The 19,067-nt window shown below is 65.3% G+C and carries 18 protein-coding genes and 1 tRNA gene; 13 read left to right on the top strand and 6 right to left on the bottom strand.

Annotated elements, in window-relative coordinates; all coding sequences use genetic code 11:
• Positions 1-9 precede the first annotated feature (9 nt).
• Positions 10-85: transfer RNA gene (locus tag GGR44_RS11230), tRNA-Val, on the top strand.
• 64 nt (positions 86-149) lie between these two features.
• On the opposite strand, the gene GGR44_RS11225 is transcribed toward GGR44_RS11230, so the two are convergent.
• Complete coding sequence (locus GGR44_RS11225) at positions 150-1,022, bottom strand: LysR family transcriptional regulator (protein WP_183955693.1); 873 nt, start codon at positions 1,020-1,022, stop codon at positions 150-152.
• A 95-nt stretch (positions 1,023-1,117) separates the two neighbouring features.
• On the opposite strand from GGR44_RS11225, the gene GGR44_RS11220 reads away from it, so the two are divergent.
• The 5 genes from GGR44_RS11220 to GGR44_RS11200 are packed head-to-tail and all read left to right on the top strand — an operon-like array spanning position 1,118 to position 6,966.
• On the top strand, positions 1,118-2,275 hold the full coding sequence (locus GGR44_RS11220; RefSeq protein WP_183955692.1) for an acyl-CoA dehydrogenase family protein: 1,158 nt from the start codon (positions 1,118-1,120) through the stop codon (positions 2,273-2,275).
• Positions 2,272-3,873 (top strand): carboxyl transferase domain-containing protein, encoded by a 1,602-nt coding sequence (locus tag GGR44_RS11215; RefSeq protein ID WP_183955691.1) that lies wholly within the window; start codon positions 2,272-2,274, stop codon positions 3,871-3,873. Before GGR44_RS11220 ends, GGR44_RS11215 begins: the two co-directional genes overlap by 4 nt.
• A gap of 23 nt (positions 3,874-3,896) precedes the next feature.
• On the top strand, positions 3,897-4,673 hold the full coding sequence (locus tag GGR44_RS11210) for a hypothetical protein (RefSeq protein ID WP_183955690.1): 777 nt from the start codon (positions 3,897-3,899) through the stop codon (positions 4,671-4,673).
• Positions 4,667-6,517 carry an acetyl/propionyl/methylcrotonyl-CoA carboxylase subunit alpha gene (locus GGR44_RS11205; protein ID WP_183955689.1) on the top strand — a complete coding sequence of 617 codons (1,851 nt, stop codon included), beginning with the start codon at positions 4,667-4,669 and terminating at the stop codon, positions 6,515-6,517. The genes GGR44_RS11210 and GGR44_RS11205 overlap by 7 nt, the downstream gene beginning before the upstream one ends.
• Positions 6,514-6,966 (top strand): MaoC family dehydratase, encoded by a 453-nt coding sequence (locus tag GGR44_RS11200; RefSeq protein ID WP_183955688.1) that lies wholly within the window; start codon positions 6,514-6,516, stop codon positions 6,964-6,966. The genes GGR44_RS11205 and GGR44_RS11200 overlap by 4 nt, the downstream gene beginning before the upstream one ends.
• 60 nt (positions 6,967-7,026) lie before the next feature.
• Here the strand turns inward: GGR44_RS11200 and GGR44_RS11195 are convergent, their stop codons facing one another.
• Entirely contained in the window at positions 7,027-7,863 is an 837-nt protein-coding gene (locus tag GGR44_RS11195; RefSeq protein ID WP_183955687.1) for an HpcH/HpaI aldolase/citrate lyase family protein, read from the bottom strand.
• Between the two features lie 282 nt (positions 7,864-8,145).
• Here GGR44_RS11195 and cofD point away from each other — a divergent pair, with 282 nt between their 5' ends.
• Positions 8,146-9,078 carry a 2-phospho-L-lactate transferase gene (cofD, locus tag GGR44_RS11190; RefSeq protein ID WP_183955686.1) on the top strand — a complete coding sequence of 311 codons (933 nt, stop codon included), beginning with the start codon at positions 8,146-8,148 and terminating at the stop codon, positions 9,076-9,078.
• Positions 9,075-9,644 carry a 2-phospho-L-lactate guanylyltransferase gene (cofC, locus tag GGR44_RS11185; protein WP_183955685.1) on the top strand — a complete coding sequence of 190 codons (570 nt, stop codon included), beginning with the start codon at positions 9,075-9,077 and terminating at the stop codon, positions 9,642-9,644. Before cofD ends, cofC begins: the two co-directional genes overlap by 4 nt.
• 26 nt (positions 9,645-9,670) lie before the next feature.
• Here cofC and GGR44_RS11180 read toward each other — a convergent pair whose 3' ends face one another.
• Together GGR44_RS11180 and GGR44_RS11175 are read right to left on the bottom strand one after the other, a co-directional pair.
• A complete protein-coding gene (locus tag GGR44_RS11180; protein ID WP_183955684.1) occupies positions 9,671-10,390 on the bottom strand; it encodes a TetR/AcrR family transcriptional regulator in 720 nt (239 codons plus the stop codon).
• 280 nt (positions 10,391-10,670) lie between these two features.
• Positions 10,671-11,732, bottom strand: a complete 1,062-nt coding sequence (locus tag GGR44_RS11175; RefSeq protein WP_246344566.1) for a helix-turn-helix transcriptional regulator — start codon at positions 11,730-11,732, stop codon at positions 10,671-10,673.
• Positions 11,733-11,859: 127 nt separating this feature from the next.
• On the opposite strand from GGR44_RS11175, the gene cysD reads away from it, so the two are divergent.
• From cysD to GGR44_RS11150, 5 genes are all read left to right on the top strand, one after another.
• Entirely contained in the window at positions 11,860-12,771 is a 912-nt protein-coding gene (cysD, locus tag GGR44_RS11170; RefSeq protein WP_183955682.1) for a sulfate adenylyltransferase subunit CysD, read from the top strand.
• Positions 12,772-12,892: 121 nt separating this feature from the next.
• A complete protein-coding gene (cysN, locus tag GGR44_RS11165) occupies positions 12,893-14,806 on the top strand; it encodes a sulfate adenylyltransferase subunit CysN (RefSeq protein WP_183955681.1) in 1,914 nt (637 codons plus the stop codon).
• Complete coding sequence (locus GGR44_RS11160) at positions 14,803-15,564, top strand: 3'(2'),5'-bisphosphate nucleotidase CysQ (RefSeq protein ID WP_183955680.1); 762 nt, start codon at positions 14,803-14,805, stop codon at positions 15,562-15,564. Before cysN ends, GGR44_RS11160 begins: the two co-directional genes overlap by 4 nt.
• 136 nt (positions 15,565-15,700) lie before the next feature.
• A complete protein-coding gene (locus tag GGR44_RS11155) occupies positions 15,701-15,898 on the top strand; it encodes a hypothetical protein (protein ID WP_183955679.1) in 198 nt (65 codons plus the stop codon).
• 53 nt (positions 15,899-15,951) lie between these two features.
• Positions 15,952-16,179, top strand: a complete 228-nt coding sequence (locus GGR44_RS11150) for a zinc-finger domain-containing protein (protein WP_183955678.1) — start codon at positions 15,952-15,954, stop codon at positions 16,177-16,179.
• 15 nt (positions 16,180-16,194) lie between these two features.
• Here GGR44_RS11150 and GGR44_RS11145 read toward each other — a convergent pair whose 3' ends face one another.
• Positions 16,195-16,578: a response regulator gene (locus GGR44_RS11145; RefSeq protein ID WP_183955677.1), complete on the bottom strand. Its 384-nt coding sequence runs from the start codon at positions 16,576-16,578 to the stop codon at positions 16,195-16,197.
• A gap of 47 nt (positions 16,579-16,625) precedes the next feature.
• Complete coding sequence (locus GGR44_RS11140; RefSeq protein WP_183955676.1) at positions 16,626-19,046, bottom strand: hybrid sensor histidine kinase/response regulator; 2,421 nt, start codon at positions 19,044-19,046, stop codon at positions 16,626-16,628.
• Between the last annotated feature and the right edge of the window lie 21 nt (positions 19,047-19,067).

Raw genomic sequence — 19,067 nt, 5'->3', positions numbered from 1 at the left:
CCCGCATCGGGGCGATTAGCTCAGTTGGTAGAGCGTCTCGTTTACACCGAGAATGTCGGCGGTTCGAGCCCGTCATCGCCCACCATGTCACAGCGCGGTTTCGCGCGCTGACGACGGCAGGCCGGTGGGCACCGCTGTTGCGGCCGCCGCTAATCGCCACCAGCTTTCGAAACCAGCGTCGCGGTGAACCGCCGCAGCCGTTCCGACCCGTCGACCCTGGGCGCAGCCGCCGGATCGACGATCAGCCCGATCCGCCGCCGCCCGGTAAAGCCGGTCAATGCCGGCATCGCAATCCCCGGCTGCCCCAGCGATCGCGGCATCACCGTGACGCCCAGACCCGAACGCACATAGGATATGGCCAGGTCTTCATGGGTCGTTCGGGCGGCAAAAAAAGGTCGGACGCCGCGTTGCGTGAAAAAGCGGCTGACGTCGGCCAGCGCCTCGCAATTGCGTCGAACGATCATGTCGGCATCGGCGACCTCTTCGGGTTCGACCGCCTTTTGCTGCGCCAGGGGATGGAAGTCGGCCAGGGCCAGGGCATAATCCTCTTCGAACAGCACATCCTGCGCCCTTGCATCATCGCCGACAATGCCGATGATGGCGTCGATGCGGCCGCGCTCCAACCGGGGCGTCAGGTCGCGCATGCGCCCTTCCACCAGTTCCAGCATTTCGCCGCCAATCGTGCAGGCCGCCCGCGTGGCCGCTTCGATCCAACTGGTCGACAGGGTGGTTATGATCCCCACACGCACCAGCCTTTTGGCCTGATCGGCCGCCATCGCCTGCGCCGCCTTTGCAAACTCGGCCTCTATCCGGCGCGCATGAATGGCGAAGGTCGCGCCATGGCTGGTCAGCTCGACGCGGCGATTGTTGCGATGGAACAGCATGTGGCCGACCATTGCCTCCAGCTTGGCGATGCCCACGGACAAGGTCGGCTGCGAAACGCGGCATTGCTGCGCGGCCCGGGAGAAATTCCCCAGGTCCATGACAGCCAGAAAATAATGAATAAGATAGCGCTCTATCATAGATAGCATCTATTACATGATTAGGGCGCGGTCAATTTTCCAACCGTCATAGCCGATGATATGGTGTCGTCCGATAACAGTTGCGGGAGAGGCGAATGACGCCCGATTTCGATTTTGCGCTGGGCGAAACCGCCAACATGATCCGGGAGACGACGGCGCGCTTCGCCGCCGACCGCATCGCCCCGATCGCGGCGAAGATCGACGCGGACGACTGGTTCCCGCGCGATGAACTGTGGACCGCCATGGGCGATCTTGGTCTGCACGGCATCACCGTCGAGCAGGAGTGGGGCGGCCTGGGCCTGGGCTATCTGGAACATGTGCTGGCGTGTGAGGAGATCAGCCGGGCCTCCGCTTCGATCGGCCTCAGCTATGGCGCCCATTCCAACCTCTGCGTCAACCAGATCCGCCGCTGGGGCAATGAAGCGCAGAAGGCCAAATATCTGCCCCGGCTGATTTCGGGCGAGCATGTCGGCTCCCTCGCCATGTCGGAGGCGGGCGCGGGATCGGACGTCATCTCGATGAAGCTCAGGGCGCGGGAAAGCGATGCCGGCTATGTGCTCGACGGAACCAAATTCTGGATCACCAACGCCCCCCATGCCGACACGCTGGTGGTCTATGCCAGGACCGGCGAGGGCAGCAGGGGCGTCACCGCATTCCTCATTGAAAAGGACATGCCCGGCTTTTCCATCGGGCAGAAGATCGACAAGGTCGGGATGCGCGGATCGCCGACGGCCGAACTGGTGTTCGACGGCTGCGAGGTGCCGCGCGAAAATATCCTGGGTCCGCTGAACGGCGGGGCCGGAGTGCTGATGAGCGGCCTCGACTATGAGCGCGCGGTGCTGGCCGGCATCCAGCTTGGCATCATGCAGGCCTGCCTTGACACCGTTATCCCCTATGTGCGGGAGCGACGGCAGTTCGGCAAGCCCATCGGCGCCTTCCAATTGATGCAGGCGAAGGTTGCCGACATGTATGTCGCGCTCAACAGCGCGCGCGCCTATGTCTATGCCGTCGCGCGCAGTTGCGACGCGGGCAGGACGACCCGTTTCGACGCGGCTGGCGCGATCCTGCTGGCCAGCGAAAACGCGGTGCGCGTCGCGCTGGAGGCGGTGCAGGCGCTGGGCGGCGCGGGCTATACTAGGGATTGGCCGGTGGAACGCTATATGCGCGACGCCAAATTGCTGGACATCGGGGCGGGCACCAACGAAATCCGCCGCATGTTGATCGGCCGCGAACTGATCGGCGCAGCCGCATGAGCGGCGCGCCCCTCGACACCGCCCTTTCGCCCGATAGCGATAGCTTCCGGGCCAATGCCGCGCATAACCGCGCCCTCGCTGAACAGTTGCGGGCCGATGTCGCGGCGGCGGCGCTGGGCGGCGGCGAAGCGGCGCGCGAGCGGCATGTCGGCCGGGGCAAGTTGTTGCCGCGTGATCGCGTCGAATATCTGCTGGATGCGGGCAGCCCCTTTCTGGAAATCGGGCAATTGGCGGCCCATGGTCTTTATGGCGGCGATGTCGCTGGCGCGGGGATCGTCGCGGGGATCGGCCGGGTCCATGGGCGGCAGGTGATGATCGCCGCCAATGACGCCACGGTGAAGGGCGGCACCTATTATCCTCTGACGGTGAAGAAGCATTTGCGCGCGCAGGAAATCGCGCTCGAAAACAATCTGCCCTGCATCTATCTGGTCGACAGCGGCGGCGCCAACCTACCGCATCAGGCCGACGTGTTCCCGGACCGCGACCATTTCGGCCGCATCTTCTATAATCAGGCGCAGATGTCGGCGCGCGGCATCCCCCAGATCGCCTGCGTGATGGGCAGTTGCACGGCGGGCGGCGCCTATGTCCCCGCCATGTCCGACGAGACGGTGATCGTCCGCAACCAGGGCACGATTTTCCTTGCCGGCCCGCCGCTGGTTCAGGCCGCGACGGGCGAGGTCATCAGCGCGGAGGATCTGGGCGGCGGCGACCTGCATGGCCGCAAGTCCGGCGTGGTCGATCATGTCGCCGACAATGACGATCATGCGCTCAGCATCGTGCGCGACATCGTCGCGACCCTGCCGCCGCAGGGCGCGCCGTCTGTCAATCTGCAACCGCCGGTCGCGCCCAAACATGACCCTGCTGAACTTTATGGCGTCATCCCGCAGGACGTTCGCGCGCCCTATGATGTGCGCGAGGTGATTGCGCGGATCGTCGACGGCAGCGCATTTCACGAGTTCAAGGCGCTGTACGGCACGACGCTGGTCTGCGGTTTCGCCCATATCTGGGGCATGCCGGTCGCGATCCTGGCCAATAACGGCGTCCTCTTCAGCGAAAGCGCGGTCAAGGGCGCGCATTTCATCGAACTGGCCTGCCAGCGGCGCATTCCGCTGTTGTTTCTCCAGAATATCTCCGGCTTCATGGTCGGCGGCAAATATGAGGCGGAAGGGATCGCGAAGAATGGCGCGAAGCTGGTCACCGCCGTCGCCACCGCCAGCGTGCCCAAGATCACCGTGCTGATCGGCGGCAGCTTTGGCGCGGGCAATTACGGCATGTGCGGCAGAGCCTATCAGCCGCGCTTCCTGTTCACCTGGCCCAACAGCCGCATTTCGGTGATGGGCGGCGAACAGGCGGCATCGGTGCTGGCGACCGTCCACCGCGACGCGGCGAAATGGACGGCGGAGGAGGCGGAAGCCTTCAAGGCGCCGATCCGCCAGAAATATGAGGACGAGGGCAATCCCTGGCACGCCACCGCCCGGCTATGGGACGACGGCATCATCGACCCGGCGCAGACGCGGGACGTTCTGGGCCTTGCCTTTACAGTTACCCTCAATGCGCCCATCCCTGAACGCGCGTCATTCGGCGTGTTTCGGATGTGAACTTCCAAAAATCCGGGGGGAATATGGAACTGGACTATGCTGAAATCGAAAACTGGGCGACTGAACTCGCTCAATATAACGGTTATCTTGATAGCGAGGGGGTGAAGCAGCGCGGAATCGTTAAGTCAAAATATGACGGCGCGCTTAATCGCTTTGTGTATAATCTCCTGTCGCACCATCCCGATGGTGATGAAGCAATCTCTATCGTAAACGCGGATATCGATGCGCGTATTGCTCAGGTCGGGGATCATTGGACTGCCAACTATGATGAGATTCGAGAAGACCTAACCGCGCGTATTCGCAAAAGTGCTGGCCGCAGCGGTTGGCAGAGAACACTCATCTACAGAGCGCCGCTGATTGCATTGGCCTTGCTTGTAGTCCTGTACTTCGGTTTTCGCTTCTACAACGCAACCCCGGTCACCGATCCATTCGAAACGCGCCTCGGTCTCACGCAGCGCGCCGACGCGTTGGCCAAGGCAATTCGATATAATGACTGGGCGTCGGGTTCATCAAGGCGGGGCGGCTTTATCAAAGGGATTCTTCTTTGGCCAATTGAGCCGACTGAGGCTGAGCATAAGTCGGCTGCGGAGTTCGCGAACGTTATTTTCTCGGGTGCGGCGATGCTCCGTGACAGGCGCGAGGCCTGCAATCTCCCCGTCGCGCGCGGGGAAAAGTTGAGCGATGACGAGTTGCTCCTGCTTCAGAGTGTGACGGACCATCTCCGCAACAAGGCGACGCTGTGGCGGGATCCCCCCGCCATAACCGTTCTCGATCCGATACGAGCGAAATATAAATGCTGACTTCCCTCCTCATCGCCAATCGGGGCGAGATCGCCTGTCGGATCATCCGCACCGCGCGCCGTCTGGGCATCCGCACGGTCGCGGTCTATTCGGACGCGGACGCCAGTGCGCTGCACGTCCGTTCCGCCGACGAGGCCGTGCATATCGGTCCGTCGCCGGTGCGGGAGAGCTATTTGCGGGGCGACCGGATCATCGCGGCGGCGCTGGCGACCGGGGCGGAGGCGATCCATCCGGGCTATGGCTTTCTGTCGGAAAATGCCGATTTCGCGCAGGCGGTGATCGATGCCGGGTTGGTGTGGGTCGGTCCCGATCCGGCCAGCATCACCGCCATGGGCCTCAAAGACGCGGCCAAGGCGTTGATGGCCGAAGCGGGCGTGCCGGTGACGCCCGGCTATATGGGCGACAATCAGAAGGTCGGCCATCTGGCGGGCGAGGCGGCCCGGATCGGCTATCCCGTGCTGATCAAGGCGGTGGCCGGGGGCGGCGGCAAGGGGATGCGGCTGGTCGGGGAACCGGCCGATTTCGCCGACGCGCTCGCCTCCTGCCAGCGTGAGGCAGCCTCCTCCTTCGGCAACGCCCATGTGCTGATCGAGAAATATGTCCAGCGCCCCCGGCATATCGAGGTGCAGATATTCGGCGATAAGCACGGCAACATCGTCCACCTGTTCGAACGCGACTGCTCGCTCCAGCGCCGCCATCAGAAAGTGATCGAGGAAGCGCCCGCCCCCGGCATGGACGCCCGGACGCGCGAGGCGCTGTGCGCCGCCGCCGTGCGCGCGGGTCAGGCGGTCGACTATGTCGGCGCGGGCACGATCGAGTTCATCGCCGACGCTTCCGAAGGGCTGCGCGCCGACCGCATCTGGTTCATGGAAATGAACACCCGGCTTCAGGTCGAACATCCCGTGACCGAAGCGATCACCGGAGAGGATCTGGTCGAATGGCAGTTGCGCGTCGCCTCCGGCGAGCCGCTTCCCAAATGCCAGGGGGAACTGGGCATTTCGGGCTGGGCGATGGAGGCCCGCCTCTATGCCGAGGATCCGGCGAGGGGTTTTCTGCCGTCTGTCGGTCGTCTCGACGCCTTTGACCTTGGCGATGCGGTGCGCGTGGATACCGGCGTGGCGCAAGGCGCGAGCATTTCGCCCTTCTACGATCCCATGATCGCCAAGCTGATCGCCCATGGCGAAACCCGCGATGCGGCGCGCACGGCGCTGGCGGGGGCGCTCGACCGGTCGGTGGTCTGGCCGCTGCGCACCAATGCCGGTTTTCTGGTCAAGGCGCTGACCCATGGCGATTTCGCGGCGGGCGCGGTCGACACGGGCCTGATCGCGCGGGCAGGCGATGCGCTGATGCCCGCCGCATGGCCGGGCGACGCGGCCTTGGCGAGCGCGGCGGCCGGTATCGGGGGCGCGGGCGCGCTGGCGGGCTTCCGCCTCAATGGGGCGCGGCGGCGAACGGGGCGTGTTCTGGTTGATGGCCAGCTGGTCGAGGCGGCAATCGGCGCCGGTGGCCCGACGATCACCGCCGCCCCTCTGGCCCGGACATTGATGACCGAACATGGCCGGACCTGGCAGGTCACGCCCTGGCGGGCGGCGTCGGGCGGTGCGGCGGCGGCGGGGGACGGCGCGATCCTCGCCCCCATGCCGGGCCGCATCATCGCGGTTGCGGTAGCGCGGGGCGACCGGGTGACAAAGGGGCAAAAGCTGGTCACGCTCGAAGCGATGAAGATGGAACATGGCCTGACCGCGCCCTTCGATGGGACGGTGGAGGACATGCCCCACGCGCAGGGCGCGCAGGTGCAGGAAGGCGCCCTGCTGGTCCGGATCGTGGCGGAGGCGGCGGAATGACCGGCCGCTATTTCGACGAATGGCTGGTGGGCGACCGGATCGAGCATCCCATCCGCCGCACAGTGACGGAGACGGACAACCTCCTCTTTTCGACCATGACCCATAATCCACAGCCGCTGCATATCGATGCGGAGGCGGCGCGCGCCAGCGAGTTTGGCCAGATCCTCGTCAACGGCACCTTCACCTTCTCGCTGATGATCGGCCTGTCGGTGGGGGAAACGACGCTGGGCACGCTGGTGGCCAATCTGGGTTATGACGAGCTGGTGATGCCCAAGCCGGTCTTCATCGGCGACACGATGCACGCCTTCAGCGAGGTGATGGCATTGCGCGAAAGCAAATCGCGGCCGACCGCCGGGCTTGTCACCTTTCGCCACGAACTGTTCAACCAGCGGGGCGAACTGGTCTGCCAGTGCCTGCGAACCGCCCTGCTGCAAAGGCGGCCAGGCTGAAGCCGGGTCGGGACTGATCGACATTCGGCCCTGACGGCCGGAAAATGAAGCCTATGCCGGTCAGCGCAGGCGCGCGAGCAGTCGCTCCGCCTGTCTGACATGCGGCGCGTCGATCATCTTGCCGCCGATTTTCAGGACGCCGGCGCCCGGATTGGCGGCGAAGGCGTCGATGATGGCGCGGGCATGGGCGACCTGGTCGCCGGTCGGGGTGAAGGCGGCATTGATGACCGCGACCTGCGCCGGGTGGATCGCCATCATCCCCGAAAAGCCGTCGCGCGCCGCTGCGGCGGCATAGGCGGTCAGGCCATCCATATCCTGAATGTCGGGGTAGACGGTGTCGATGGCGGCGACCCCGGCGGCATGGGCTGCAAAGAGCGTCAGTGATCGCGCCAGTTGATAGGGCGGCAGGAACAGCCCCGCCGCGTCGCGATTGGCGGTGGCGCCCACTCCGGCCGCCATATCTTCGGCCCCCCAGGTCAGGCCCGCCAGCCTTCCGGCGCACTGCCGCATCGTGCCCAGGTCGAACAGGCCGCCGGGCGTTTCGGCGGCCAGCGGAATGATCGGGGGCAGGCCGGGATGCATGGCGTCGAGCGCGGCAATGGCGGCGGCGCCCTCCGCCTTGGGCAGCATGATCATATCCGGCCTGCCCGGCATGATCGCTGCCAGATCATGCGCCGCCAGCCCGCTGTCGACCGGATTGATCCGAACGATGATCGTCACGCCATGATCGCGTGGCGCTTTCAGCCGGTCGAGCACCATGGCGCGCGCCGTCGCCTTGTTCGCGGGGGCGACCGCATCCTCCAGATCCAGGATCAGCGCGTCGGCGCCCAGACCCATGGCCTTTTCCATCCGGTCGGGCCGGTCGCCAGGCACGAAGAGCAGGGACCGCAAAGTCATATTTCCATCCTCTCAACCATGCCCCCGGGGTCTGGCGCGGAGCGCGAAGCAAAGCCGTTTAAGGTCGAACAATCTATACTCAAATGCAATTTTGGACAAGGTTGGCTATCGCTGCATGGTTGACCGGCGGGCCTGTTTTGCCGCACGGAGAGGCAGGGACGTTTCCCACAAGAGAGAGCATATGATCGAGATTCTGCCTATCATGGGCTTGGGGGAAATCAAAGCTGGCGATATTCCGGTCGATATCGTCGCAGACCGGCTTGCCGCGACGGATATGCTCCGATGAGCGGCAATGTCGTGGTGCTGACCGGAGGAGTGGGGGGCGCGAAGCTGGTCCTTGGCCTGCAGGAACTGGCGCCGCCCGACCGGCTGACCGCGATCGTCAACACGGGCGATGATTTCCGTCATCTGGGGCTGCATATATCGCCCGACATCGACACCCTGCTCTACACTCTGGCGGGCAAGGCGAATGCTGAACAGGGATGGGGCCGGGCGGGGGAAAGCTGGTCCTTCATGGCGGCGCTGCGCGAACTGGGCGGGGAAGACTGGTTCGCGCTCGGCGACCATGATCTGGCGCTGCATGTATTGCGCACGATGCGAATGGCCCGAGGCGACGGACTGGCGCAGATCACCGCCGATTTCGCGCGGTCATGGGGCATCGGCATGGCCGTTCTGCCGATGAGCGAGCAGGTCGTCGCCACCCATGTGCTGACGGACGAGGGCGACCTCGCGTTTCAACGCTATTTTGTCGAGCGGCGTTGCCAGCCGGTGGTCCGCGCGATCCGCTTTGCCGGGGCCGATGCGGCGACCCCTGCGCCCGGCGTTGTGGAGGCGATAGAGGCGGCAGACGCCATTCTGATCGCACCGTCCAATCCTTTTCTGAGCGTTGATCCGATGCTGGCGGTGCCGGGCATTCGCGCCGCGCTGGGCCGCGCGCGCGCGCCTATCGTCGCGGTGTCGCCGATCATCGGGGGCAAGGCGGTCAAAGGCCCCACCGCCAAGCTGATGGCTGAAATGGGCCTGATCGTCGGCAATGATGCGATTGCGCGCCATTATGCCGGGCTGGTTGACGGCCTGCTCATCGACCAGGGCGATCCGCCGCCTGCCGGAGCGATCGCCAGCGCCCGCACCGACACCATGATGCGCACGGTGGAGGACAAGCGGCGCGTGGCGCAGGCGGCGATCGATCTGGCGCGGGCTGTCGCATCGGCATGAGCTGGATCGCCGTCCTGCCGCTACGGCAGGGAAAAGACCCCAAGACCCGGTTGGCGACGCGCCTGTCCGCGCCGCAGCGCATCGCGCTGGCGCGCGCGATGGCGGGCCATGTGCTGGACGCATTGTCGGCCTGCCCGCGCGTCGGGCGCATCATCCTGCTGTCGCCTGACGCGCCGGTGGACGGCATGGCTGGGGAATGGCGCCGGGACGAGGGGCGCGGGCTGAACGCGGAACTGAACGCCTTGCGCGCGGCGCTGGGCGAACCGGCGATGCTGGTCGTGCATGGCGACCTGCCGATGCTGTCGGCACAGGATATTGCGGCGATGATCGACGCGGCGCAGGCCCATGGCTGCGCGCTGGCCCCCGATCAGCACGGCGCAGGCACCAACGCCGTCGCCCTGGCGGATGGGCAGGCGATGGATTTCGCTTTCGGGCCGGACAGTCTGCGCCTTCATCAGGCGGCGGCGCCGGGGGCGGCGCTGGTCCGGCGGCCGGGGCTGGCCATGGATGTCGACACGCCCGACGATCTGGATGCGGCGCTGGCGGCCGGTTACCGCCCCGGCTGATCGGGCTTTGGCGATGATGCCATTGATCAGGCGCTGCCCTTTTCGCCGGTGATGAACGGGTTTTCGGCGAGGGTGGTCAGCCGGTCTTCTATCTCCCTGCGCGCCGCGCCGCGCGTGGCGCCCGCCATGAAGGTCAGGAATCCGCGGATCAGCGTGATGATAAAATCCTCGTCGCCGATCTGTCCTTCGGCCCAAGCAAAGGCGATGGAATAGCGATAGGAGACGAGCGACAGGACCAGATCGTCGGCGCTGGCCCAGGGTTGCAACTGGCGCTTCCTTTCCAGCATGCGGATCCATGGTTCATGGGACTGCGCGGCAATATCGTAAATGGCGCGCTGAATCTGCGGATCGATATCGTGCGTGTAATAGAGGCTCATCAGCGCACGGGTATAGTTGCGGATATTGAGGTTCCCCCGCCCGACGACCACCAACCGTTCGATCATCCGGTCGATCGTTTCCTCCTTCGTTTCATCGGTCGGGCGCGGCGCATATTCATCGAAATATTGCTGGATCGCCGCCGCGATCAACCGCTCCTTGCTCTGGAAAGCGTTGTAGATGGTGCGTTTGGCGACGCCCGCGCGGTTTGCGACATCCTCCATGGCGACGCCCGCCAGGCCGTGATCGCTGATGATCTTGCGGGTTTCGGCCAGGATGCGGCGGCGACGCTCCCTGATCTGCTGACTGGCGTAACCGGTGCTTCCCCTGCTTTCTTCCCGCTCAGCTTTGGTGGGAGGCGTTTGCGGCATGGAGAAAATGGGCCCTCAGAGTTTCAGTCAGCTCGCTCTCCTGACATAAAAGGGGCGCGGCGTGGAAGGAAATCCGCAACAGGCGCAAGATATGCCATGCCCGCCCGTGCCCCGCAGGGATTGGATCAAAATGGCCCGGCACTGCGTCGGGCAGGATCGAAATAGCATTCTAATTCCTGCGCCTGTCCGCCATGCGCCGCGCCATTTCGCCTCAAGCATCGAAGGTGCGATCAACCGGCCCTGACCCTGACAATGTCGGGCGTGCGGCGCATCCACGGGTTCAGGCGAGCGCCAGCACGCTGGTCAATATGTTGCGGACCAGATCCGGCTGGCCGCTTGATCCGGTCTTGGCATAGATGCGCTTGGAATAGGTGCGCGCCGTTTCCAGCGTCAGCCCCAGCGCATCGGCGGCCTGGGCGATCGACATGCCCTGCGCGATCGCCCAGGCCAGCCGGGCTTCGCTCGGCAACAACTGGAACAGGTCGACCAACTGGTCGCACCGGTCCGCCTCCGACAGACGGTCGCCGCTGACATAGGCGACGGCGACCGCCGGGCGCTGACCCGACAGCGACGTGTCACGCATCGGCCGCAGCAGCATATTGATGAGCGGGTCGCGGCTCAGGTTGATCGCACGGGGTGGCGCATCATCCGTCTGCGCAAAGCCTTTGACGATAGCCGTCAGTTCGCGGTCGACCTGGGACGAGGCCGGGGTCAACCGGTCGTAACGCCCACGCCGCAGTACGGCCGTGCGTTGCAGCAGCAACTCCATCTCCGGGCTGATGTCGACGATCTGGCAACGGGCGTCCAGCGTGATCCACCCCATGTTCAGCCGCCGAAAAGCGTCCGACGCCACCGTCGTGCGAAATCGTTCGCGCTCCAGTGTCGAAAACAGGCGCAAGGCCGTCCGCAAATGCGGGCCCAGTTCCACCAGTTGCGCGCCGACCGAAGGCCAGTTGACCCCGTCGCCCCCACCGCAGCCGAGCCAGGCGTCGAACCGGCCCGGATCGGTCACTCGGATGCTGCGGCTGTCGATCACGCCGCCCGCTTTCATCGTATCGCCGATGGCGCGATGTCTTGGGTCGCGCGGGTCCAGCAGTTCGGCGAGCGCATAGACGCGCCCCGCCCGCATCTGGCGAAAGGGGCGGGGATCGCGCGCGCTGTCGGCCAGCGCCCGCACCGCGAGCGGCGAGCCATTGTCCGACGCCAGGTTGATCATGTCGGCATCCCCCTCGGTATCGAGGTTGATCGTCGCGACGGCCGCGCCGGTGCGTGCGCGCAACTGGTTGAGGAAGCCGCTCCACAGGGGCTGTTCGAAGACCCCTTCATAGAGTGCGTTCAGCATTCTGCTCTCATCTGGCCGCATGGCGCATCACCCCTTGAACGGGCTTCATAATGCCATGTCCCCATATGGGAGGTCAAATGGACAAGGTGGTCCGCTACATCGGTGATTGAAAGGCGGAAAAAAGACTATGGTTGATACGCGAACATTGACTCATCTGGAGCGGCTGGAATCTGAAGCGATCCACATCATGCGCGAAGTGGTGTCCGAAGCGCAAAAGCCGGTGATGCTCTATTCTGTGGGCAAAGACAGCGCCGTAATGCTGCACCTGGCGCGCAAGGCCTTTTATCCTTCGCCGCCGCCCTTTCCGCTGCTGCATGTCGACACGACCTGGAAATTTCAGGAAATGTACAAGCTGCGCGACCGCATGGCGCAGGAAAGCGGCATGGAACTGCTTGTTTATCAAAATCCCGAAGCGGCCGAACGCGGGATCAACCCGTTCGATCATGGCCCGCTGCACACCGACATGTGGAAGACGGAAGGGTTGAAGCAGGCGCTCGACCTTTACGGCTTTGACGCGGCCTTTGGCGGCGCCCGCCGCGACGAGGAAAAGAGCCGGGCGAAGGAGCGCATCTTCTCCTTCCGCACCGCTTCGCACGGCTGGGACCCCAAGAACCAGCGCCCGGAATTGTGGAACCTCTACAACGCCCGCAAGAACAAGGGCGAATCGATTCGCGTCTTCCCGATCAGCAACTGGACCGAGCTGGACATCTGGCAATATATCCACCTCAATGACGTGCCGATCGTGCCGCTCTATTTCGCGGACAAACGCCCGACGGTGGAACGCGACGGCATGTTGCTGATGGTCGATGACGGCCGCTTCCCGCTGCTGCCCGGCGAAGAGCCGGTGATGCGCTCCATCCGTTTCCGCACTTTGGGCTGCTACCCGCTGACCGGCGCGGTGGAGAGCGAGGCGAAGACGCTGCCGGAGGTGATCCAGGAAACATTGCTCACCACCACCAGCGAACGCCAGGGCCGCGCCATCGACAAGGATGCCGGCGGCGCAGGCATGGAAAAGAAGAAGCAGGAGGGGTATTTCTGAGCCGGGCTTTGCCCGGCTCAGCCCCGGCGCAGGCCGGGGTCTCGCGCCTTGGGCGGACCGCTCAACCCTCTCCCCAGATCAATGAGATCCCGGTTCCGGCCGGGATGACGGGACAGACAACATGACCGACATGATCGACGAACCCATCTACAAGACCGACGCCCTCATCGCCGAGGACATCGACGCCTATCTTGAAACCCACCAGCACAAGACGATGCTGCGCTTCATCACCTGCGGGTCGGTGGACGACGGCAAGTCGACGCTGATCGGCCGCCTGCTCTATGACAGCAAGATGATCTTCGAGGATCAGCTTGAAGCCTTGCAGTCGGACAGCAAGAAGGTTGGCACCCAGGGGCAGGAAATCGATTTCGCCCTGCTGGTCGACGGCCTCGCCGCGGAGCGCGAACAGGGCATCACCATCGACGTCGCCTATCGCTTCTTCAACACCGAAAAGCGCAAGTTCATCGTCGCCGACACGCCCGGCCACGAACAATATACGCGCAACATGGTGACCGGCGCATCGACCGCCGACCTTGCCGTCATCCTGATCGACGCGCGCAAGGGCGTATTGGTGCAGACGCGCCGCCACAGCTATCTGGCGCACCTCATCGGCATCAAGAACATCGTCCTTGCCATCAACAAGATGGACCTCGTCGATTATGACCAGTCGGTCTACGACGCGATCCTGAAGGACTATACCGAATTCGCGACGTCGATTGGCATCACCGCCTTCACGCCCATCCCGATTTCGGGATTCAAGGGCGACAATATCACCACTCTTTCGGAAAACACCCCCTGGTACACCGGGCCGAGCCTGATCGAGCATCTGGAAACGGTGGAGGTCAACAGCGCCACCGACGCGGAAAAGCCCTTCCGTATGCCGGTGCAATGGGTGAATCGCCCCAATCTCGATTTCCGGGGCTTTTCGGGCCTGATCGCCACCGGCACGGTGAAGCCGGGCGATGCGGTGCGGGTGCTGCCTTCGGGCAAGACGTCGACGGTCAGCCGCATCGTCACGCTGGACGGCGATCTGGACGTCGCGGTCGCGGGCCAGTCGGTGACGATCTGCTTTGCCGACGAGATCGACTGTTCGCGCGGCGACGTGATCGCGCTGGCTGACAATCCGCCGCAGGCCGCCGATCAGTTCGAAGCGACCATCGTGTGGATGGCGGACGAGGAAATGCTGCCCGGCCGTCCCTATTGGCTGAAGATCGGCGCTCAGACCGTGTCCGCCACGGTTCAGCACCCCAAATATCAGGTCAACGTCAATACGATGGAGCATCTGGCGGCCAAGACGCTGGACCTCAACGCCATCGGCGTCGCCAACCTGTCGACCGACAAGCCGATCGTCTTCGAACCTTATGAAGCGAACCGGGCGCTGGGCGGCTTCATCCTGATCGACAAGATCACCAACGCCACGGTGGCGGCGGGGATGCTGCACTTCTCGCTGCGGCGCGCGCAGAACGTCCATTGGCAGCCGACCGACGTCAGCCGCGAAAGCCATGCGGCGATGAAGAACCAGAAGCCGGCCGTGCTGTGGTTCACCGGCCTTTCGGGCGCGGGCAAATCGACCATCGCCAATATCGTCGAAAAGAAGCTGGCGCGGATGAACCGCCACACCTTCCTGCTCGACGGCGACAATGTCCGTCATGGCCTGAACAAGGATCTGGGCTTTACCGACGCCGACCGCGTGGAAAATATCCGCCGGGTGGGCGAGGTCGCGAAGCTGATGACCGATGCGGGCCTGATCGTCATCACCGCCTTCATTTCCCCCTTCCGTTCGGAACGCGACATGGTGCGCTCGATGATGGCGCCGGGCGAGTTTATCGAGGTGCATATCGACACCCCGATCGCCGAGGCGGAAGCGCGCGACGTCAAGGGCCTCTACAAGAAGGCGCGCGCGGGCGAGCTCAAGAACTTCACGGGCATCGACAGCCCCTATGAAGCGCCGCACGACCCGGAAATCCGCATCGACACGACCAGCCTGACCGCCGAGGAGGCGGCCGAGGAAATCGTGCGCAGGCTGATCCCATGAGCGGCGCTGTGGAAACGATGACCGACGGCGATCTGGCCGCCCATCTGGCCGAGATCGCCGGGCGCATCCTGCTGGATGTCCGTTCGTCCGGCCTGTTCAGCGCCAAGGCGCTGGGCAAGGCGGGCGACCAGACCGCCAACCAGTTCCTGTGCCACGCCCTGCGCGAACAGCGGCCCGATGACGGTTTGCTGTCCGAAGAGGAAAAGGACAGCGCCCAACGCCTGGGCCAGAGCCGCGTGTGGATCGTCGACCCGGTCGACGGCACCCGCGAATATGGCGAGGCGCGGGCCGACTGGGCGGTGCATGTCGGCATGGCGATTGACGGCCAGCCGGTGCTGGGCGCGGTCGCCTTGCCGGGCCTCGACGGCGGCACGGTGCTGCGTTCGGATCAGCCGCGCGCAGTGCCCCCCGCGCCCGAAAGGCTGCGCATGGTGGTCAGCCGCACCCGCCCCGCGAAGGAGGCGGTGGCGGTCGCCGAAAAACTGGACGCCGAACTGGTGCCGATGGGCAGCGCCGGCGCGAAGGCGATGGCCATCATCCTGGGACAGGCGGACATCTATCTGCATTCGGGCGGCCAATATGAATGGGACAGCATGGCCCCGGCCGCCGTCGCACTGGCCCATGGCCTGCACGCAAGCCGCATCGACGGCAGCCCGCTGGTCTATAATCAGCAGGATGTCTACATGCCCGATCTGCTGATCTGCCGGCGGGAACATGCCGAAAAAGTTCTGGGGATGATCGCCGGACTAGCCGAATAGGCGTCCCGCCACATTTTCGACGGCCCCGCCTCCCGCCAAGGAGAGTCGGGGCCGTTTCCCGTTGCGGCATTTGTTCCGATTACGCGTTCGCAACATTCATCGGACAGCAAGGTTGGCGATGGCATGGTCTGCGCCGATGTCGATAACCATTCTCATCAGCAACGCGCTCGCCCCGCTTCTGCTCATGCTGTCGCCGCTGTCCGTGGTGTCGGTGGCGCTGGTGCGCGATTGCCCGGAATGGCGACCGGAGGCCAAGGCGCGCAAGGCCGCCGCCGGTTCGGCGCGGGCGACGGCCGACCTGCCTTGCGAACAGCCGCCCTTCATGTTGATGTGACGCTCGCGTCGGCGGCTTGCCGCGCCGCTGCGACGCTGCTAGATCGCTGAGCCATGATCCAGCCGCCCGAAATCATCCGCACCTCCAAAACCCGCGTGTCCTGCGACGGTTCGGGGGATATTCCCGCCGCGCTCGGCCATCCGCGCGTCTTTCTGGAGATCGACGAGCATGGCTATGTCGATTGCGGCTATTGCGACCGCCGTTTCGTGCTGACCGGCGGCCCTGCCGACACGCCCGAAATCGGCGCCCGGCCCGACATCAGTTCGGGCGCCAGCCTCTGATCGCTTCCGTCGCCGTTAACCGGCGGCCCATATCCTCTCCAGCGCCCGTTCGACCGCGCCGATGGTGAACGGCTTGGCCAGAGTCGGCCGGTCGGCAAAGCGTGTCGGCAGGTCGTCGGCCGAACCGCCGGTGGCGAACAGGAAGGGGATGCCGCGTTCGGCCAGCAGGTCGGCGATCGGCCACGCCTTCTCCCCCCGCAGGTTGCAATCCATCAGCGCCGCGTCGAAACCGCCCTGGGCGACGATGGCGCATCCTTCCTCCACCGAGGTTGCGAGCGCGTGCAGGCGATAGCCCAGCATGTCGAGATAATCTTCCAGCATCATCCCGATCATCGCTTCGTCTTCGACAACCAAGATGGATCGGCCGCTGGCGGGGCCGTCAGATACGCCTGGGTTCATGGCCAATCGCTAGCCGATCCGTGCAGCCTTGCCCAGCCCCGCTCGCCTCACGGCGCGGGCGGTGCGTCGCTGGCCGCGCCGGCCAGCGCGTCGCGCGCCGCTTCGGCGAGCTGGCTCACCGAAAAGGGCTTGGGCAGGAAGGCGACATGGGGAATGTCGATGGACCGGCGCAACTGTTCCTCGGCATAGCCGGACATGAACAGCACCGGCAGGTCGGGCCGCGCCTGCCGCGCATGGGCGACCATGGTGGGGCCGTCCATCGTCGGCATGACGACGTCGGAAATCAGCAGGTCGATGTCCTCGCCGCGCGCCAGCACCTCCAGCCCCTGTTCCCCGTCCGCCGCCGTCAGCACGGTGTATCCCTGTCGCGACAAGGCGCGTTCGGCGACGGCGCGGACCATGTCCTCGTCCTCGACCAGCAATATGGTGCCCGTGCCCCAAGTCTCGCTGCGCTTGGGCGCGGCCTTGCGCTTTTCGGGCGCGGCTTCGGCGGTGTGGACGGGCAGATAGAGGATGAAGCTCGCGCCCCGGCCCAGTTCCGATTCGGCAAAGATGAAGCCGCCCGATTGCTTGACGATGCCATAGACGGTGGACAGGCCCAGGCCCGTGCCCTTGCCCAGTTCCTTGGTCGTGAAGAACGGTTCGAAAATCTTGGACAATATGTCGGGCGGAATGCCCAGCCCCGTGTCCGACACGCGCAGCGCGGTATAGTCGCCCACCGGCAATATCTGCTGGCGCATCTCGCGCACCTTGGCGGCGGGCACGGCATAGGTCTGGATATTGACGGTGCCGCCATGGGGCATGGCGTCGCGGGCGTTGACGACCAGATTGACGATCACCTGTTCGAGCTGGCCGGGGTCGGCGCGCACCGCGCCCAGATTGCGACCATGGCTGACCTCCAGCTTCACATTTTCGCCCAGCAGGCGCTTCAGCAGGTTGGACACGTCGGCGACGATGTCGGGCAGTTGCAGGATTTGCGGCCGCAATGTCTGCTGCCGGGAGAAGGCCAGCAATTGCCGGGTGAGCCCGGCGGCGCGGTTGCTGTTCGACTTGATCTGCTGGATGTCGTCATAATCGCTGTCGCCCGGCGTATGGCGCATCAGCATCAGGTCGCAATGACCGATGATGGCGGTCAGGATGTTGTTGAAATCATGCGCCACGCCGCCCGCCAGCTGGCCGATGGCCTGCATCTTGGTCGCCTGCGCCACCTGCCGCTTGAGCTTGCTCTCCTCGCTATTGTCCTTGAGCGACAACAGCACCGCCGCTTCGCCAAGGCCCCGCACCCCAGCCAGGCTCAGCGCCACCGGATCGTCGGGCTGGTCGCGCATCCTGACCGCGATGTCGCCCGACATTTGCGGGCCGACGGCAAAGCGGCGCACCGCGTCCGCCACCGCCGCCTGATCCTCGCGCACGACGAGATCGCCGGGATAGCTCGGCCGCGCTTCGGGCCGCAGTCCGGCGGCGCGGGCAAAGGCGTCGTTCAGGAACAGCATCCGGCCGTCGCGGTCGGCCATGGCGAGGCCAAAGGGCAGCAGCGACAGCAATGTCTCGATCGTCGCCAGCGCCGACGTGCCGTTGGCGGCGGCAGCCGGTTCGTCGACGATCAGGATCAGCATGGGGGCGTCCGCGCCGGGCGCCTGCTGCCCTTGCCGACGCAAGGGCACCTGCAACAGCCGCAGCGGCAGGCCGCCGCGCTCTTCCCGCGCGAAAAACAGCCGCCCCTTGTCGTCGACGCGCATATGCCCCGCGAAATCCCGGCCGGTGATATTGGCGTCGATCCGCCCGGCGGCGCGCAGCAGAAAAGCGCCGTTGGCCGCCCTTATGCGACCTTCTCCGCCGACCAGCGCGGCCATGATGCCGCCTTCCGTCAGGTGGCGGCCCGCTTCGCCCGTCACCAGCCGCAATATGTCGTCGACGGCATTGGGGTGGCGCACCGGGGTCAGCCGCCAGAGCAGATAATCGTCGGCGCGGCCCGTGCGGCCGACCTCCACGTCCAGCCGCATCGCGCCATGGGCCAACCCCTCCAGTCGGGCCGATCCGTCGCGCCAGGCCGCGCGCCCGGCGCGGGTCAGCGCATCGGTGGCGGCGGGATCGGCGAACAGGCCGGGCGGGGTGGGATAGGCGGGGAACCATTCGCCAAACAGGTCGCTGGCACACACCAGCCGCCCGGCGCGATCGGTGATCGCCATGGCAAGCCCCGCAGCATCGGCGGTCGCGCGCGCGACCGTCCAGTCGGGGCCGTCAACACCCTGTTCGGCGGCTTGCGGATAAAGTGTGCGGATCAGCAGGACGAGCGCGCACAGCGCCAGCACTGTCGCGCCAAAGCCCGCCGCCAGCACGGTGGAACCCACCATCCACCAGATGATGGCCGCGGACCCGGCGACGGCGATGATGATCGCGGGCAGCAGCCAGCGGGCCGAACGGTCCTCGCCCAGCACCGGCAATGGCCTGTCCTTGCGCGCAGCCATGGCTGGCCGGTTCCCCCACAT

Origin of the sequence: Sphingobium fontiphilum, assembly GCF_014196635.1 — a bacterium.
GTDB classification, from domain to species: Bacteria; Pseudomonadota; Alphaproteobacteria; order Sphingomonadales; family Sphingomonadaceae; genus Sphingobium; species Sphingobium fontiphilum.
This window is presented reverse-complemented; position numbering and strand designations above follow the sequence as displayed.

Bases quoted from the DNA above. Each gene is read 5' to 3' on its own strand.
- GGR44_RS11160 (WP_183955680.1), top strand. From the start codon at position 14,803: ATGAGCGGCGCTGTGGAAACGATGACCGACGGCGATCTGGCCGCCCAT.
- cysN (WP_183955681.1), top strand. From the start codon at position 12,893: ATGACCGACATGATCGACGAACCCATCTACAAGACCGACGCCCTCATC.
- GGR44_RS11200 (WP_183955688.1), top strand. From the start codon at position 6,514: ATGACCGGCCGCTATTTCGACGAATGGCTGGTGGGCGACCGGATCGAG.
- GGR44_RS11175 (WP_246344566.1), bottom strand. From the start codon at position 11,732: ATGCTGAACGCACTCTATGAAGGGGTCTTCGAACAGCCCCTGTGGAGC.
- GGR44_RS11145 (WP_183955677.1), bottom strand. From the start codon at position 16,578: ATGAACCCAGGCGTATCTGACGGCCCCGCCAGCGGCCGATCCATCTTG.
- GGR44_RS11225 (WP_183955693.1), bottom strand. From the start codon at position 1,022: ATGATAGAGCGCTATCTTATTCATTATTTTCTGGCTGTCATGGACCTG.
- GGR44_RS11180 (WP_183955684.1), bottom strand. From the start codon at position 10,390: ATGCCGCAAACGCCTCCCACCAAAGCTGAGCGGGAAGAAAGCAGGGGA.
- GGR44_RS11215 (WP_183955691.1), top strand. From the start codon at position 2,272: ATGAGCGGCGCGCCCCTCGACACCGCCCTTTCGCCCGATAGCGATAGC.
- cysD (WP_183955682.1), top strand. From the start codon at position 11,860: ATGGTTGATACGCGAACATTGACTCATCTGGAGCGGCTGGAATCTGAA.
- GGR44_RS11195 (WP_183955687.1), bottom strand. From the start codon at position 7,863: ATGACTTTGCGGTCCCTGCTCTTCGTGCCTGGCGACCGGCCCGACCGG.
- cofD (WP_183955686.1), top strand. From the start codon at position 8,146: ATGAGCGGCAATGTCGTGGTGCTGACCGGAGGAGTGGGGGGCGCGAAG.
- GGR44_RS11155 (WP_183955679.1), top strand. From the start codon at position 15,701: ATGTCGATAACCATTCTCATCAGCAACGCGCTCGCCCCGCTTCTGCTC.
- GGR44_RS11220 (WP_183955692.1), top strand. From the start codon at position 1,118: ATGACGCCCGATTTCGATTTTGCGCTGGGCGAAACCGCCAACATGATC.
- GGR44_RS11140 (WP_183955676.1), bottom strand. From the start codon at position 19,046: ATGGCTGCGCGCAAGGACAGGCCATTGCCGGTGCTGGGCGAGGACCGT.
- cofC (WP_183955685.1), top strand. From the start codon at position 9,075: ATGAGCTGGATCGCCGTCCTGCCGCTACGGCAGGGAAAAGACCCCAAG.
- GGR44_RS11150 (WP_183955678.1), top strand. From the start codon at position 15,952: ATGATCCAGCCGCCCGAAATCATCCGCACCTCCAAAACCCGCGTGTCC.
- GGR44_RS11210 (WP_183955690.1), top strand. From the start codon at position 3,897: ATGGAACTGGACTATGCTGAAATCGAAAACTGGGCGACTGAACTCGCT.
- GGR44_RS11205 (WP_183955689.1), top strand. From the start codon at position 4,667: ATGCTGACTTCCCTCCTCATCGCCAATCGGGGCGAGATCGCCTGTCGG.